Raw genomic sequence first — 14,569 nt, 5'->3', positions numbered from 1 at the left:
ACGAGGCGGGGGACGGCTGGAAGGCCACGGCGCCGATGCGGGTTCCGGGGGTGCGTGCACCCTGCCCGAGACCGCTAACGGGGAGTCGCAGGACCGGGACGTCGACAAGACGCCGCGACGAGAAAGACGGCACCGGCCGGGGACCATGCCCGGTCGATGTCGCGGGCGCCGCGGGGACCGGATCCCGCGCGTATCTGGCCGACACCTGGGTCCCCGCGGCGTCCCGCGTCCCGCGTGTTGTCTCTCTTGGGCCATGCCCCCGGCGCGACGAGCGCGCGGGGACGATGAGGCGCGTCCGGGCAGATCCGCCCGCAGATCGAGTCCGAAAGACCCATGACCGACCTGAGGGAGACGATCCGCCGATGACTTCCGTCCGAACCGGCGGCGTGTATCAGGGCGCCATGACCGAGCTCCTGGAACGAGCCATTCCGTGCGTCCGCGCGCTCCCCGACACCCTGCAGGACGATGCTGCCCGCATGCTGCCGCCGTTCGGGGGTGAGGCGGACAGAAAGGTGTCCCCGCTGACGCCGGAGGAGGCGGCGGACCTCGCGGCGTCGGATGCGGACGTGGCACGCGGCGAGTTCGCGACGGACGAGCAGATCCGCGCCATCTGGGCGAAACATGGACCGTGAGCGTTCGGTATACCCTCACGGCGGCGCGGCAAGTCGAGGCCGCGCTTGACGACCCGGCTGCGCAGTCGCCGGAGGCCGCCCGGGGATTGCGAGAGCGCCTGCTCGTGGTGACGACCCTTTTGGAAGCCCATCCGTTCATGGGACACGGAACCAGCGTGCGGCACATCCGCCGGTTTCCGCGTGGGACCTATCCCTGTCTCGTTGACGATTCGATCGGCCGGGACGCGATCGTCGTGCGCCGCTTCCGTCACGCCTCCCGGCAGCCCCTGTCCTGACCGCGACACCCAGCCTTGCCCGAGATAAGTTGACGCCGGACCGGCAGGCTGCCATCCGCCCGGCAGAGCCCTGATCCTCGAGCCCCCATAGAATGACCGACCTCATCGAGACGATCCGCCGGACGCTCGTGCCGATTCACAAGGAGGGCTATCCCTTCATCCTGATCGGCATCGTGCTGACCGTGCTGGCCGGCACCTTCTCCCAGTTCTTCGGCTGGATCTTCCTGATCCTCACCCTCTGGGTCTGCTACTTCTTCCGCGATCCCGAGCGCGTCACCCCGGTGGCCGACGGGCTCGTGGTCTCGCCGGCCGACGGGCGCGTCAACCTGATCGCCACCGTCCTGCCGCCGCCGGAACTCGACCTGCCGCAGGTCCCGACGCTGCGTGTCTCCGTGTTCATGAACGTGTTCGATTGCCACGTGAACCGCGCGCCGGTCTCGGGGCGGATCGGCCAGATCCACTACACGCCCGGCCTGTTCCTCAACGCCGAGCTCGACAAGGCGAGCGACGACAACGAGCGCAACGGCATGGTGATCGAGACGACGCATGCCGGCGCGCCGAAGCGCGTCGGCGTGGTGCAGATCGCGGGGCTGGTGGCCCGGCGCATCGTCGGGTTCGTCTCGGCGGGCGACGTGCTCGGCGTCGGCGAGCGGTTCGGACTGATCCGCTTCGGCTCGCGGGTCGACGTCTATCTGCCGGCGGGCGCGACCGTGCTGGTCGGACTCGGCCAGAAGGCGGTGGCCGGCGAGACGGTGCTGGCCGATCTCGGCGGCGGCGCGGATCGGGTGTTCAAGCGGATCTGACCCTATGGACGATCTCTTCCCGCCCTTCGAGCCCGATCCGAACGAGCCGCGCCCGCGCCGGTTCAAGCCGGTGCCGTTCCGGATGATCGCGCCCAACATGATCACCCTGATGGCGCTCTGCCTCGGGCTGACCGCGATCCGCCTCGCCTTCGAGGGCAAGTTCGAGCCAGCGGTCATCGCCGTTGTGGTGGCGGGCGTGCTCGACGGCATCGACGGGCGGGTGGCGCGGCTGCTCAAGGGCACCTCGCGCTTCGGGGCGGAACTCGATTCGCTGGCCGACTTCGTGAATTTCGGCTGCGCCCCGGCCTTGATCCTCTACGGTTTCGTGCTGTTCCACCTGAAGTCGGTGGGCTGGATCGTGGCGCTGATCTTCGCCATCGCGATGGCGCTGCGGCTCGCCCGGTTCAACGCGATGCTGGACGATCCGAACCGGCCGGACTGGAAGAAGGATTTCTTCGTCGGCATGCCGGCGCCGGCCGGCGCGCTGACCGCGATGCTGCCGCTCTACCTGCACTTCCTCGGCTTCGGCCTGGAGCGCTGGGCGGCACCCGCGATCCTGATCTACGTGCTGTGCATCGCCCTGCTGGTGGTCTCTACGGTCCCGACCTACTCGGGCAAGACCATGGGCAAGCGGGTGCCGCGCAGCCTCGTGCTGCCGATCTTCCTGTTCGGCGTGGCGGCCTTCGGGATCCTGATCAGCTACCCGTTCGAGGCCCTGGTGGCGGTGAGCGGAGGGTATCTTCTGACCATCCCGGTCGTCGCCGCGCAGTACCGCCGCCGGCTCAAGGCGGAGCCGGCCGTCGGTGCCGAGGAGCGGCCCGGGGCCGTATCGGAGGAATTGCCCGCCACCGCGACAGCGGAATAACCGCTGGCCGTCGCTGAAGAATCCTCTACCTTGACCATGTCCGGCGAGGGGGATTCGACGATGCTTGACGAGTTCAAGAAATTCGCGCTGCGCGGGAACGTGGTCGATCTCGCGGTCGGCGTGATCATCGGCGCCGCATTCGGGGCGATCGTCAACTCGGCGGTCCAGGACGTCTTCATGCCGGTGATCGGTGCGGTCACCGGCGGGCTCGATTTCTCGAACTACTACATCCCGCTCTCGTCCAAGGTGCAGGCCGGCCTGCCCTACGTGGACGCCAAGAAGCAGGGCGCGGTCATCGGCTACGGCCAGTTCCTGACCTTGACGCTGAACTTCGTGATCGTGGCCTTCGTGCTGTTCCTCGTGATCCGGGCGATGAACCGCCTGCAGACCGCACAGCCCAAGGAACCGGAGGCTATCCCGGCCGACGTGAAGCTGCTCGCGGAGATCCGCGACCTCCTGGCCGCGAAGCCGCAGGTCTAAGACCCTCAGGTGCCGCGCGGCCCAGGCTCCTCCGGCTTGACGCCGAAGGCATCGAGGATCTGGTCGAGGGCCTGGCCCACCGCGTCCGTGCCCTCCTCGTGGGTCTTCAGCCGGGTCTCGAGCCGGCGGATCTGCGGCTCGAACGCCTCCGGCACGGAATCGTCGCCGAGGAACCGGGGCTTGTCGGCCTCCACCGGCAGGACGCCGCGGAGTTGCTGGCCGAGATGGTCGCGCACGGGCTCAGGCAGCACGGCGCCGGGTTCATGAGGGCCGGGTTCATGAGGACCGGGTTCATGGGGATTGTCGTTCATGGTCGCCTCGCGGGTCGAACCGATGATCAACGGCCGGCCGGATGAAGCGTTGCGCCGACGGCCGCGCCAACAGGTGGGACCCCGGAGCTTGGCTCCGGGGTCCCATGGGCCGATACGGGACCGGCCCGCAGGCTCAGTCGATCACCTCGACGATGCGGTGGCCGCGATCGACCAGCACCGGGCGGTCGTTCACCACCGTGTAGCGGTAGCCCGGCTGCACGCGGTACTCGCTCGGGACGTCGTAGTAGGTCACGCCGGCGGACGGCAGGGTCGAGCCGACGGCGACGCGGCCGTCGTAATCGTACGAGCGGACGTTGCGCTCGCGGACGTAGCTGCGGAAGCGCGGGGCCATGTCGACACCGAGGATGCCGCCTACCGTGCCGGTGGCCGCGCCGACGGCGCCGCCGACGATCCCGCCGATCGGGCCGGCCGCATCGGCACCCGCGGCTGCGCCGCGCTCGGCACCCGGGATGGTGCCCTGGGCCTGGGCGGCCAGCGGCAGCGACAGGACGAGGGCCGAGGCGGCGATGAGGGTCTTGATGGTCATACGGGATTGCTCCGTTCTGTGGCGTTCCGCCGCGGTCACGCAGCGAAGCTCGGGCCGGTAACGCCCGATACCCGGAATCGGATGCATCCCTTTTTGCGGACGAGGGCCGAGGGCTAGAGCCGTGCCCGATCGCGTTGCAATCGTGCACGGCTCTAAGCTCGTGTTGTAACGCGCTCTCTTGCACCGAACCGGTGTCCGCTTCGGCGGAGAGCGCTCTAACGCGGCCTCACGGTTTGGTCGCACACCGGGTTTCCAAAGGGCTTTGCCCGTTGGCGGGTGCTCGGGGCAGTGTCTTGAGAGAGGCGCCAGGGCTCTGCCCTGGACCCGCGAAAGGTCCCGACCTTTCGAAACCATGACCTGCTCGGCTCGCGGGGCGCGGAGAACCGCGCGCGCCCCTCAACCGGGCTCTCACGCGTCCTTGGGCATCGCCGACTGGATGAACCGGTCGGAGCCGAGATCCTCCTCGTCGTAGCCGAGCAGCTCCGCCAGGCGGCCCCGGGCGCGGCTGACGCGGCTTTTCACGGTGCCGACCTTGCAGCCCATGATCGTGGCGGCCTCCTCGTAGGAGACGCCCTCCGCGCCGACCAGCACCAGGGCCTCGCGCTGGTCCGGCGGCAGCTTGGCGAGCGCCGATTGCAGATCCTCGACATCGAGCCGGTCGCCCTGGTGCGGGGCGGTGGCGAGGCGCGCCGCGTAGGACCCGTCCTGATCCTCGACCTCGCGGACCCGCTTGCGGTGATCCGAGTAGAAGATGTTGCGCAGGATCGTGAACAGCCACGCATTCAGGTTGGTGCCCGGCTGGAACCGGGCGCGGTGCTGCCAGCCCTTGAGCAGCGTGTCCTGGACGAGGTCGTCGGACCGGGCGGGATTCGAGGTCAACGACAGCGCGAAGGCGCGCAGGGATGGAACGGCGGCCAGCAGCCCGTTTCGGAATTCCGGCTCGATCGCCTCGCCCCGGGCGCGCAGAGCCGCCTCCAGCTGTTCGATCAGGTCGCCGAAGCGGGACGGGAGCGTCTCCTCGCCGATCCGCTCGTAGACGGTGCGCAGATGCTCGCCGAGATGCGTGCGGATGCCGGCATTCAGGTTCGGGCGGCCATCCCGAGTCGCGTCCTCCTGGGACAGGACGGTGTCGGTGTCGTCGCGGGTCATGCGTATCGCGCTCGTCAACTCATCGTGGCCCGACCGGTGATCCCGCAGGATCGAGGCGGATCGCTTGCCGGCTTGAACCCGGGCAAAGGTCCGGCCGCTGCGCTCCTGTTACCGGCGTTCTAACGCATCGGGGGCGGGTATGCACCCTCAGCCAAAACACACTTAAGCTAAGTTGACCGGTCTCAACAGACGGATCGTCCCATCCCGCAGGGTCAAGACGTCGCCGCGGGCGAGGTCGGTCCAGCTCTCGTCCCGGGTCAGCGCCTTCGTGGCAATGACGGTGACGATGTCGTGCTCGGTGGTCTCCCGGGCGAAATCGACCTGCCAATCCTCATCGATCAGGGTGGCCTTGCCGAAGGGGGCGCGGCGGGTGAGGTAGCAGAGGCGCTTGCCGCAATGGGCGTAGAGGGTGCGGCTGTCGGTCAGCAGCATGTTGAACACGCCGAGCCCGTGCAGTTCGCCCGCAAGGTCGGCCACCGCCCGGTCCAGGGTCTCGGGCCGGGGCAGGGCCTTGTAGCGGTCCTGCAGGCGTCCGAGCATCCAGCAGAAGGCGTGCTCGCTGTCGGTGGAGCCGATCGGCATGAAGCCGCCGAGCGGCAGCCGCTTCACGCCCTTGAGCTGGCCGTTATGCGCGAAGGTCCAGCGGCGGCCCCACAATTCCCGGGCGAACGGGTGGGTGTTCTCCAGGCTGACCCGGCCGCGATTGGCCTTGCGGACATGGGCGACGACGATCCGGCTCTTGATCGGCATGTCGCGGAGCAGCCGGGCGAGCTGCGAGCGGGCGCTCGGCTCCGGCTCGTGGAAGCTGCGGCAGGTCCGCCCGTCGTAGAAGCTGATGCCCCAGCCGTCGGCATGGGGGCCGGTGTCACCGCCGCGCCGGGCGAGGCCCGCGAAGGAGAAGCGGATGTCGGTCGGCACGTTGGCGCTCATGCCGAGCAGTTCGCACATGGTCTCCCACTTTCCGCCACGCGCCACAGGTGTGGGTTAGCGGATTTAGAGACGTTCGACCTTAGGGACAACCAACGTTTCAGCCGCTTTCCTGTGCATGATCCAGAGCCCGGAGCACCGCGGCGGCGTCATGTCGGATCACCGTCAGGTAGGCTCGCATCGGCGTATCCGGCCGGGCGCGGCCCAGTTCGAGGGCGCGGAGCATCCCGATCGGAAAGCCGAAGCGGGCAGCAAACTCGGCCTGCGTGAAACCGAGCCCCAGACGAACGGCCTTCACATCGAGGTCCTGTGAACCGTGGACGCGATAGGTCCCCGGGTGAGCTTCACCGCGGGCGATGGCGAGCGCCTGCTGAGCGGCTTCGACCAGTCCTTCTCCGAATGCGGTCATCTGTTGTGTTCCCCAGCATGGGCAGTCGACATGATAGGCGGATCACCCATTCGGCTTCAAACCTGCCCGATAGGCATCGGCCAGGGTGGTCAGAGCCACCCTGACTGCCTGCCGCTCAGCACGGCTGATGTCGACACGCTGCCCCTTCGACACCAAACGCAGCAGGAAAACCGGCAGATCATCGACGACGTAGAACGTGATGACTCTGTAGCCTCCGGATTTACCCTTGCCTCGTCCGCCGATCCTGACCTTTCGGGCTCCACCGGTCTCCGGGATGAGATCACCGGCGCTTGGATCCGCGGCGATTGCATCGATGATCGCCTGCATCTCGCCATCGGTGACACCCGCGGCTTTCGCGTCGGCAAGGAATTTCGGGGTCAAGACGACCGTGTGCATGAGTCGCGACGGTAGGCGTCGCGCGTGGTGGCGCAAGCGCCAACCCTCAGCCGCTACCGCGCCAGATAATCCGTCAGCGTCATCCCGACCATGATGGCGACCCAGAAGAAGCCGAGCCCCGCGAACAGGCGGATCAGCGGCGGCTCGTGGATCACCTCCATGGAGACCAGCAGGATCAGCGCCACCATCACGGCCACGACGAGAAACTCGACGATCCAGACCTGCGCGAAGGGGAGGGTGGCGCCGAGGGTGACGTTGACGGCGAGCAGGGCGAGCAGCGCCAGGACGGTCAGCACGGGCGTGCGCAGGCGCTTGCGAAGCAGGGCGCGGTCGTCGGCGCTCAAGGCGGCGAGGGGGGTTCGCATCCTACCGGTTCACCACGTAGAGGATCGGGAAGGCGAGGATCCAGACCAGATCGATGAAGTGCCAGTAGAGGCCGTAGACCTCGATCCAGTTCTGGTGGCGGGACAGGAACCCGGCCTTGGCGGCCATCCAGGTCATGCCGAGCAGGAGCGCGATGCCGGTGAACAGGTGCACGGCGTGCAGGATCGTGGCGACGTAGTAGAGGTTCACGAACAGCCGCGCGGCCGGCGTCTCGGCCAGCGCGAAGGGCCGGCCGCTCAGGAACGGCATCATGTGCTCGGACCAGTCGGCGTAGTACTCGTAGCCCTTCAGCACGAGGAACAGGCCGCCGAGCGCCGCGGTCGCCAGCATGGCCCGGACCATGGCGCGCTGCCAGCCCATGCGCGAGAACTCGATCGCCATGGACATGGTCAGGCTGGAGCCAATCAGCACGACGGTGTTGGTGGCGCCGATCCAGAACTTGAGGTGCTTGGCCGCCGCGACCGTCGCCTCGGGGTGCTGGATCCGGGTGATCAGAGCCACCAGGAACAGGGCCGAGAACAGCAGCAATTCGGTGATCAGCCACGCCCAGATGCCGAGGGTCGCCGCCTCGCGCTGCTGCGCCACGCTCTCGAAATGCTCGGCGCGAACGATCCCGACGCCGTCGGCCAACCCCTCGCTCATCCGTGCTGGTCCCGGGATTCCTTGGCCTGGATCGGGTAGTCGTAGGGGATGCGCGGCACCTCCGGCGGCGACAGGAAATTGTGCGTCGGCGGCGGGGACGAGGTCTCCCATTCGAGCCCCTTCGCGTTCCACGGGTTGGCGGGGGCCTTCCGCCCGAACCACAGGGAATAGACGAGGTAGAGCATCGGGAAGATGTAGCCCGCCGCCAGGATCGTGGCACCCGCCGAGGACAGCACGTTGAGGAGCTGGAACTCCGCCGGATAGGTCGCGTAGCGCCGCGGCATGCCGAGATAGCCGAGGATGAATTGCGGGAAGAACGTCACGTTGAAGCCGAGGAAGATCAGCAGCGCCGAGACACGGCCCCAGGGCTCGCTGTACATCCGGCCGGTGAACTTGGGCCACCAGAAGTGCAGGCCTCCGAGGAACGCCAGCACCGTGCCGCCGACCATGATGTAGTGGAAATGCGCGACCACGAAGTAGGTCGCGTGGATGTGCTGGTTGATGGCCAGCGTCGCGAGGTAGAGGCCGGTCAGCCCGCCGAGCACGAACAGGCCGATATAGCCCATCGCGTAGAGCATCGGCGTGTCGAGGCGCAGGCTGCCCTTATGGATCGTGGCGGTCCAGTTGTAGACCTTCACGGCCGAGGGCACCGCCACCGCGAAGGACAGGGCCGAGAACACCAGCGAGGCCAGATCGCTCTGGCCGTTGACGAACATGTGGTGGCCCCAGACGAAGAAGGTCACCGAGGCGAGCCCGATCGACGCGTAGGCGACGAAGCGGTAGCCGAACAGCTTCTTCTGCGCGAAGGCCGGGACGATCTCGGAGATCACCCCCATGCCGGGCAGGACCATGATGTACACGGCCGGGTGCGAGTAGAACCAGAACAGGTGCTGGAACAGCACCGGGTCGCCGCCATAGGCCGGATCGAACACGCCGACATGGAAGGCGCGCTCCGCGATCAGCAGGATCAGCGCGGTCGTGATGACAGGGGTTGCCAGCAAAAAAATCAGGCTGGTGGCGTAGTGCGTCCAGACGAAGATCGGCAGCTTGAACCACGTCATGCCGGGCGCCCGCATGGTGTGGATCGTGACCACGAAGTTGAGCCCCGTCAGGATCGACGAGAAGCCCACGATGGTCACGCCGATCAGCGCCGGCAGCACCCAGGTGTTGGAGAATGCCGTGGAGAGCGGGGCGTAGAAGGTCCAGCCGGTATCGACCCCGCCCAGCACCACCGCGGCCAGGGTGAACAGGGCGCCGGCCATGAACACGTACCAGCTCGTCAGGTTGAGCTTCGGAAAGGCGAGGTCCTTGGCCCCGATCATCAGCGGGATCAGGAAATTGCCGAAGGTCGCGGGGATCGACGGGATCAGGAAGAACCAGACCATCACCACGCCGTGGATGGTGAAGGCCTTGTTGTAGGTGTCGTTGGTCATGATCGCGCCGTTCGGCACGACCAGCGCGAGGCGCACCACGCCGGCCGCCACGGCGCCGATCACGAAGAAGCCGGTGATCGAGGCGAGGTAGAGCAGGGCGATGCGCTTGTGGTCGGTGGTCAGGAACCACGAGCGCAGGGTCGATTCCGCGTGCAGGTAGTCGGGCTTGCGCCCGATCGTCGATTCGGGGGTGTGCGGTTCGCGGCGGGCGGTGCCGCCGATGCTGCCCGATGCGCTCATCGTGTCGACCCTGCCGGTGTCGCGTCGGCAGCCTTACCGGCGGCCGGACTCGAATAGGATTTGAGGAAGTCGATCAGCGTCGTGAGCTCGTCAGCCGGGATTCGGCCGGCGAAGCTGGGCATGATCTGCTTGCCCCCGCCGGCGAGCCGGTCGCCGTTCGGGTTCAGGATCTTCTCGCGCAGCCAGCCCTCGTCGGCCGTGACGGTGCGGCCATCGGCGAGCTTCACGGGGCCACCGTACAGGCCCGCGAGGCTCGGCGCCTTCACGGCGGAGCCCGGCTCGTGGCAGCCGGCGCAGCCATAGGCCTCGTAGAGGGCGCGGCCCGCCGCGACCTTGCCCTGCTGGGCGCCCGCGTGGGTCAGCCACTCCTGATAGTCGCCCGGGTTCATGAAGGTGACCTCGCCGCCCATGACCGAATGGTCGGTGCCGCAATATTCCGAGCAGTAGAGGTGATAGGTGCCGGTCTTGTCCGCCTTGAACCACAGGTCGGTGTAGCGGTCGGGCAGGGCGGCGACCTGCAGGCGCACGGCCGGCAGGTAGAGGGCGTGGATCACGTCCTGGCTGATGATGTGCAGACGGATCGGCTGGCCGATCGGCAGGTGCAGGTTGTTGATCTCCGCCTGCCCCGTCGGGTGCTGGAACTTCCACATCCATTGCCGGCCGATCGCCTCGACCACCATGGCGTCGGGGGGCGCATTCCGCGAATGGATGTAGAGCCGCGCGCCCCAGACGAAGAAGATCAGCGTCAGCAGGAACGGGATCAGCATCCAGCTGATCTCGATGAGGTTCGAGCGGATGCCCGACGGGCTGCGGTCCGCCTCGGAGCCCTCCCGGTAGCGCAGGGCGAAATAGGTGATCGCCACGAAGACCGGCACGGTGAGCAGCAGCGTCAGCACCGTGAAGGCCAGGATGAGCAGGTCGGTCTGGGTCGCCGTGGCGGAAACCGCGGCCGGCCAGAGCTGGAGGGATTCGTGGCTCGGCGTCATCGCGCACTGGACTCCGCCGGTTCGAGGGAGCGGCCGACGGTCAGATCCATGGCGCGGCCGATCGGGATGCGGGCGCGGGTATGGGCCTCGTCCCGGTAGCCGTAGCCGGCGAGCCGTGCCTCGGACGCCGCGCGCTCACGGTCGATATCGGCATAGGGGTTGGCCTGGAGGTTCGGGGGCGGCGGCACGAGTCGGGACGTCTGCTGGGGCGTGAGCGCCGGCAGGGTCCGGCGCTGGCTCGCCGCGAAGGTGTGCATCAGCCAGATCATGGTGCCGATCACCGCCAGGGCCGTGAGGCCGAGGCCGGCCATGACCAGGGCGGTGTTGCGGACGTTGACGTCCCGCGTCTCATGCCCGGGATCGTTGGGATCGCGCTGCGTGTTGGCGGGCGGGCGCGGCGGGCGTCCGGTGAAGAGGCCGCTGCCGCGCAGGGTCAGCCCGGCCAGGATCGCCGGGATCAGGCCAGCGGGACCGCCGCTCATGCCGGCCTCCCGGCGCGCCGGGCCGCCGAGGCTGCCCGGTCGGCCCGCGGCCGCAGGAACGGTCGCAGCGCGGCGGCGAGGCAGGCCACGCCGCCGGCGGCCAGCACGTCGCTCGGGCGGATCACGAACCGGTCGCGGATCGCCGGGGTGACGAGCCAGAACATCTCCAGGGCGTGCACGGCGAGCGCCGCCCCGGCCAGGATCCGGGTGGTCGGGCGGCCCGGCCGCAGGGTCGCGAGGCCGGCCAGCACCACGACGGCGCCCGCCACGATCGACAGCGCCCGCCCGAGCCAGCCGCCGCGGGCGAAGTACCACGACACCTCCGGCGGCAGGTTCGCCGACCAGACGATCAGGAACTGCACGAAGTGCATGTAGGCCCACAGGCCGAGCAGCACCACGAGGGGCACCAGCCGGCCGCGCCCCGGCGCGGTGCGGCCGCGGCCCACGGGCTCGGGCTCCTCCCAGGCGAGCAGGATCGCCGCCGCGAAGGCGAGGCCACTCCAGGCGGTCATCACCAGCAGGCCCAGCAGGGTGGAGTCGAGGCGCGGATCGAGGGACGCGATCACGTCGGTGACGAACAGCGTGCCGATCACCGCGTGGAGCCCCACCGCCGGGACGGTCCGGCTCTCGCCGGGGGCGTCGAAGGGCCGGGCGAAGCGCAGCGACAGCCAGGTCCAGGCGGCGAGATAGGCGATCACCCGGGCCACGAAGAACGGCGCCGTGAACCAGATCGCGGCGAGCGGCGTATGGGCGGGCGCGCCGGACCAGGGGTAGAGCAGGCCGGCGGCGGCGAGCACCGGCAGCGACAGGAGCACGGCCACCGGCATCAGCGCCATCAGCCGGCGCAGACCCGCCAGCATCTCGACGCCGCCGCGCTCGCGGACCCGCTTGCCGAAGCGCTCGGCCACGATGACCACCGGCAGGGCGCCGACCGGCAGGGCGAGGAGCACGAGCCACGCCGCGAGGTACGAGGCCGTCGCCCCGCGCCAGCCCCCCGCGAGCAGGCAGAGGGCCAGGAGGGCGAGGCCGGCGAGGCCGAGCAGGGCAGGGCGCCTCATCGCGCCGCCTCCAGCCGGGCCCGGTCCGGCTCCGGCAGGCTCGCCACCGGGGCATCCTGGCTGAGCTGGAGGGCGCGGACATAGGCGACGATCGCCCAGCGGTCGGCGGAGGGGATCATCTGCGCCATGCCGAACATCGCCTTCCGGCCGTTCGAGATCGCATCGTAAAGCTCAGTCGCGGAGGCCTTGCGCAGGTCCTCGCCCGTGAGGTTGCCGGCATGCGGGAAGCCGCGGGCGACGATCATGCCCTGCCCCCGCCCGTCCTGGCCGTGACAGGGGGTGCAGAACACCGCGTAGCGCTGCTGCCCCCGGTCGAGCAGGTCCCGGCTGACACTCTGCGGCTGCGGCGCGGTCTGCGCGGGATCGCGCCTCGGCACGGTGCCGGCCACCGGCTGGCGCATGGTGATCTCTTTGGGGAAGAACGGGTTCTTGTCCCAGGTCTTGGCCCGGGCCTGATCGGCCATGTCGGCCTCGCCGCAGGCGGCGAGCGGCACCAGGGCAAGCAACGCCAACGGGAGGCAAAGGCGGAGGGCGGCCCTCATCGCGGGATCCGCCGGATCTCGAGGGGGCGCCCGGCCTCGGCCGGCAGGCCGGCGAGCCGCCGCTCGATGCGAGCCGCGTCGAACCTGTCGTCGCGCGCCTCGGCGGTCAGGAAGAAGCGGTCGTCCGAGGCGCGCAGGAAGCCCGGGATGTTGAAGGCCGGATGGTTCAGCCGCGGCAGGCGGTTGAGCACGAGCAGCGCGAGGTGGATCGCCACGCAGCCCGCCATCATCGCGAACGAGATGCTCGGCACCACGAAGGAGGGCCAGGACAGGCGCGGGCGCCCGCCGATCAGGAACACGTAGTCGTAGGCCGTGGCGTAGACGCACATCCCGTAGAATCCCGCGCCACCGAGCAGCGCCCCGGCCAGCGCGTAGGGCAGGATCGAGCGGGCCTCCAGGCCGAGCGGCCGCAGGGTCCGGGGCATCGGCACGGGCCCATGCCCGTCGAGATGGACGTGGTCCGGACCGATCCCCGACACGGCCTGGAGCGCGGCCGCGAGGTCGCCCTGGCTGGCGAAGCTCGCCGCCACGCCCCACAGGGGCGCCTCGGTCGAGGTCTCCTCCGGCCGGGCGGCGGCCTGGGCGGCGGCGCGCGCGGCGTCCTGAACCGCCGGGGCCTCCGTCAGGGCGAGGCGGCGGCTCTCGACGATCGAGACCGCCGGCAGGTAGCGCAGGAACAGCAGCAGCAGGGTCAGGAACAGGCCGACGGAGCCCGCGAAGGTGGCGACGCCCCAGATGTCGACCCCGTAGGGCAGCCGCGAGGAGGGCAGGAAATCCTGCGTCAGGGTCACGACGAGAACCATGACGTGGTCGGCATAGGCGCCGATGGCGACGAGCAGCCCGACCGCCGCCAACGCCAGCGGTGCCGTCCGAGCCCGGGCCGACCACAGGATCTGCGCCGGCAGGACGAGGCAGAGGATCGCCGTCCACGAGACCAGGGCGTGGTCGCCGGTCATGCGCCGGGCCAGGACGCCGCGCGCCTGCGCGTCGCCGTTGAGGAAGGTGTCGAAATATTCGGCGGCGTAGCAATAGGCGCTGGCGCAGCCGAGGCAGAGGAGCAGGCGGCCCAGCACGTCGAGGTGGCGGGGCGTGACCAGGGCGTCGAGTCCGTAGACGAGGCGGATCAGCATCACGATCACCGCCGTGACGCCGACGCCGGAATAGACCGCGTTGACGAGGAAGCTCACCGGCAGCAGCGTGCTGTGCCAGCCGGGCATCAGCGAGCCCGCCAGCATCACCGAGGCGCCGGTCTGGACCGAGACCACCAGCAGAACGCCGAGCAGAGCCACCGTCCGGTAGGCCTGGACCCAGATCTGCCAATGGGCCGCCGAGCCGCGCCAGCCCGAGGCGACGATGCCGTAGACCTGGGCGCGCAGCAGGGCGATCTTGCGGGTCGGCGCCTTGGCGTCGGCCTGACGCATCGCCTCGACCTGGGCGCGGTCGCGTAAGGTGGCGAGGTCCGGCAGCAGGCCGATGAACCACAGGCTCACGCAGATCACCAGGAAGGACACGATGTCGATCGCGTCCCAGAGCAGCGGCGAGCGGAATTGCGGCCAGAGGTCGTAGGTGTTGGGGTAGGGCAGGTTCCAGAAGAAGAACCACGGCCGCCCGAGATGGATGATCGGGTAGAGCCCGGCCGCCGCGGTGGCGATGAGCGCCAGGGTCTCGGCCACCCGGTTGACCGCCCCGCGCCACTCGGCCCCGAGCAGGAGCAGCACGGCCGAGACCAGCAGGCTGCCGGAGGCGACGCCGATCCACCAATCGTAGCTCGCGATGTCGAGCGCCCAGACGACGGCGTTGTTGTTGCCCCAGATCCCGGGCCCCGCGGCGAGCAGGTAGCCGAGGGTCAGCAGGAACAGGCCGAGCAGCGCGGCCGCCCCCGCGAAGGCGATCCACCAGCGCCGGTTGCCCGGATGGGTCAGCGGGATCGCCGTGACGGTGCCGCCGATGCCCTGGAGGGTCTCGTCCGGCCGGATCAGGGGGCCGCCCGTGACAGAACCGGCCATGC

At 69.3% G+C, this 14,569-nt stretch carries 19 protein-coding genes; 5 read left to right on the top strand and 14 right to left on the bottom strand.

Features of this window, described 5'->3' with window-relative positions; genetic code table 11:
* The first annotated feature begins 401 nt into the window (after positions 1-401).
* From MKK63_RS12080 to mscL, 5 genes are all read left to right on the top strand, one after another.
* Positions 402-632 carry a hypothetical protein gene (locus MKK63_RS12080; RefSeq protein WP_244001958.1) on the top strand — a complete coding sequence of 77 codons (231 nt, stop codon included), beginning with the start codon at positions 402-404 and terminating at the stop codon, positions 630-632.
* Positions 629-907, top strand: a complete 279-nt coding sequence (locus MKK63_RS12075; protein ID WP_244001954.1) for a type II toxin-antitoxin system RelE/ParE family toxin — start codon at positions 629-631, stop codon at positions 905-907. The genes MKK63_RS12080 and MKK63_RS12075 overlap by 4 nt, the downstream gene beginning before the upstream one ends.
* 92 nt (positions 908-999) lie before the next feature.
* Entirely contained in the window at positions 1,000-1,710 is a 711-nt protein-coding gene (locus MKK63_RS12070; protein WP_244001952.1) for a phosphatidylserine decarboxylase, read from the top strand.
* A gap of 4 nt (positions 1,711-1,714) precedes the next feature.
* Complete coding sequence (locus tag MKK63_RS12065) at positions 1,715-2,575, top strand: CDP-alcohol phosphatidyltransferase family protein (RefSeq protein ID WP_244001950.1); 861 nt, start codon at positions 1,715-1,717, stop codon at positions 2,573-2,575.
* A 60-nt stretch (positions 2,576-2,635) separates the two neighbouring features.
* Complete coding sequence (mscL, locus tag MKK63_RS12060) at positions 2,636-3,055, top strand: large conductance mechanosensitive channel protein MscL (protein WP_244001948.1); 420 nt, start codon at positions 2,636-2,638, stop codon at positions 3,053-3,055.
* A gap of 5 nt (positions 3,056-3,060) precedes the next feature.
* Here mscL and MKK63_RS12055 read toward each other — a convergent pair whose 3' ends face one another.
* The 14 genes from MKK63_RS12055 to MKK63_RS11990 form a co-directional block, all read right to left on the bottom strand.
* Positions 3,061-3,366 (bottom strand): hypothetical protein, encoded by a 306-nt coding sequence (locus tag MKK63_RS12055; protein WP_244001945.1) that lies wholly within the window; start codon positions 3,364-3,366, stop codon positions 3,061-3,063.
* A 133-nt stretch (positions 3,367-3,499) separates the two neighbouring features.
* A complete protein-coding gene (locus tag MKK63_RS12050; protein WP_243925975.1) occupies positions 3,500-3,913 on the bottom strand; it encodes a DUF1236 domain-containing protein in 414 nt (137 codons plus the stop codon).
* 408 nt (positions 3,914-4,321) lie between these two features.
* Positions 4,322-5,062 (bottom strand): NepR family anti-sigma factor, encoded by a 741-nt coding sequence (locus MKK63_RS12045; RefSeq protein WP_243925977.1) that lies wholly within the window; start codon positions 5,060-5,062, stop codon positions 4,322-4,324.
* Positions 5,063-5,224: 162 nt separating this feature from the next.
* Complete coding sequence (locus tag MKK63_RS12040; RefSeq protein ID WP_244001942.1) at positions 5,225-6,010, bottom strand: class II glutamine amidotransferase; 786 nt, start codon at positions 6,008-6,010, stop codon at positions 5,225-5,227.
* A 79-nt stretch (positions 6,011-6,089) separates the two neighbouring features.
* Complete coding sequence (locus MKK63_RS12035) at positions 6,090-6,398, bottom strand: helix-turn-helix domain-containing protein (RefSeq protein ID WP_244001940.1); 309 nt, start codon at positions 6,396-6,398, stop codon at positions 6,090-6,092.
* A 42-nt stretch (positions 6,399-6,440) separates the two neighbouring features.
* Entirely contained in the window at positions 6,441-6,794 is a 354-nt protein-coding gene (locus tag MKK63_RS12030; protein WP_244001938.1) for a type II toxin-antitoxin system RelE/ParE family toxin, read from the bottom strand.
* Positions 6,795-6,847: 53 nt separating this feature from the next.
* Positions 6,848-7,159, bottom strand: coding sequence for an oxidase (locus tag MKK63_RS12025; protein WP_244001936.1), 312 nt, complete (start codon positions 7,157-7,159; stop codon positions 6,848-6,850).
* Between the two features lies 1 nt (position 7,160).
* Positions 7,161-7,820 carry a cytochrome c oxidase subunit 3 gene (locus tag MKK63_RS12020; RefSeq protein WP_244001934.1) on the bottom strand — a complete coding sequence of 220 codons (660 nt, stop codon included), beginning with the start codon at positions 7,818-7,820 and terminating at the stop codon, positions 7,161-7,163.
* Complete coding sequence (locus MKK63_RS12015) at positions 7,817-9,493, bottom strand: cbb3-type cytochrome c oxidase subunit I (protein WP_244001932.1); 1,677 nt, start codon at positions 9,491-9,493, stop codon at positions 7,817-7,819. The genes MKK63_RS12020 and MKK63_RS12015 overlap by 4 nt, the downstream gene beginning before the upstream one ends.
* Entirely contained in the window at positions 9,490-10,479 is a 990-nt protein-coding gene (gene coxB / locus MKK63_RS12010; protein WP_244001930.1) for a cytochrome c oxidase subunit II, read from the bottom strand. Before coxB ends, MKK63_RS12015 begins: the two co-directional genes overlap by 4 nt.
* Complete coding sequence (locus MKK63_RS12005; protein ID WP_244001928.1) at positions 10,476-10,961, bottom strand: hypothetical protein; 486 nt, start codon at positions 10,959-10,961, stop codon at positions 10,476-10,478. Before MKK63_RS12005 ends, coxB begins: the two co-directional genes overlap by 4 nt.
* Complete coding sequence (locus tag MKK63_RS12000; protein WP_244001926.1) at positions 10,958-12,019, bottom strand: hypothetical protein; 1,062 nt, start codon at positions 12,017-12,019, stop codon at positions 10,958-10,960. Before MKK63_RS12000 ends, MKK63_RS12005 begins: the two co-directional genes overlap by 4 nt.
* Positions 12,016-12,561 (bottom strand): c-type cytochrome, encoded by a 546-nt coding sequence (locus MKK63_RS11995; RefSeq protein ID WP_244001924.1) that lies wholly within the window; start codon positions 12,559-12,561, stop codon positions 12,016-12,018. Before MKK63_RS11995 ends, MKK63_RS12000 begins: the two co-directional genes overlap by 4 nt.
* Positions 12,558-14,567, bottom strand: a complete 2,010-nt coding sequence (locus tag MKK63_RS11990; RefSeq protein WP_244001922.1) for a quinol:electron acceptor oxidoreductase subunit ActD — start codon at positions 14,565-14,567, stop codon at positions 12,558-12,560. Before MKK63_RS11990 ends, MKK63_RS11995 begins: the two co-directional genes overlap by 4 nt.
* Positions 14,568-14,569 lie beyond the last annotated feature (2 nt).

It is taken from the genome of Methylobacterium sp. J-088, from assembly GCF_022829295.1.
Lineage (GTDB): Bacteria > Pseudomonadota > Alphaproteobacteria > Rhizobiales > Beijerinckiaceae > Methylobacterium.
This window is presented reverse-complemented; position numbering and strand designations above follow the sequence as displayed.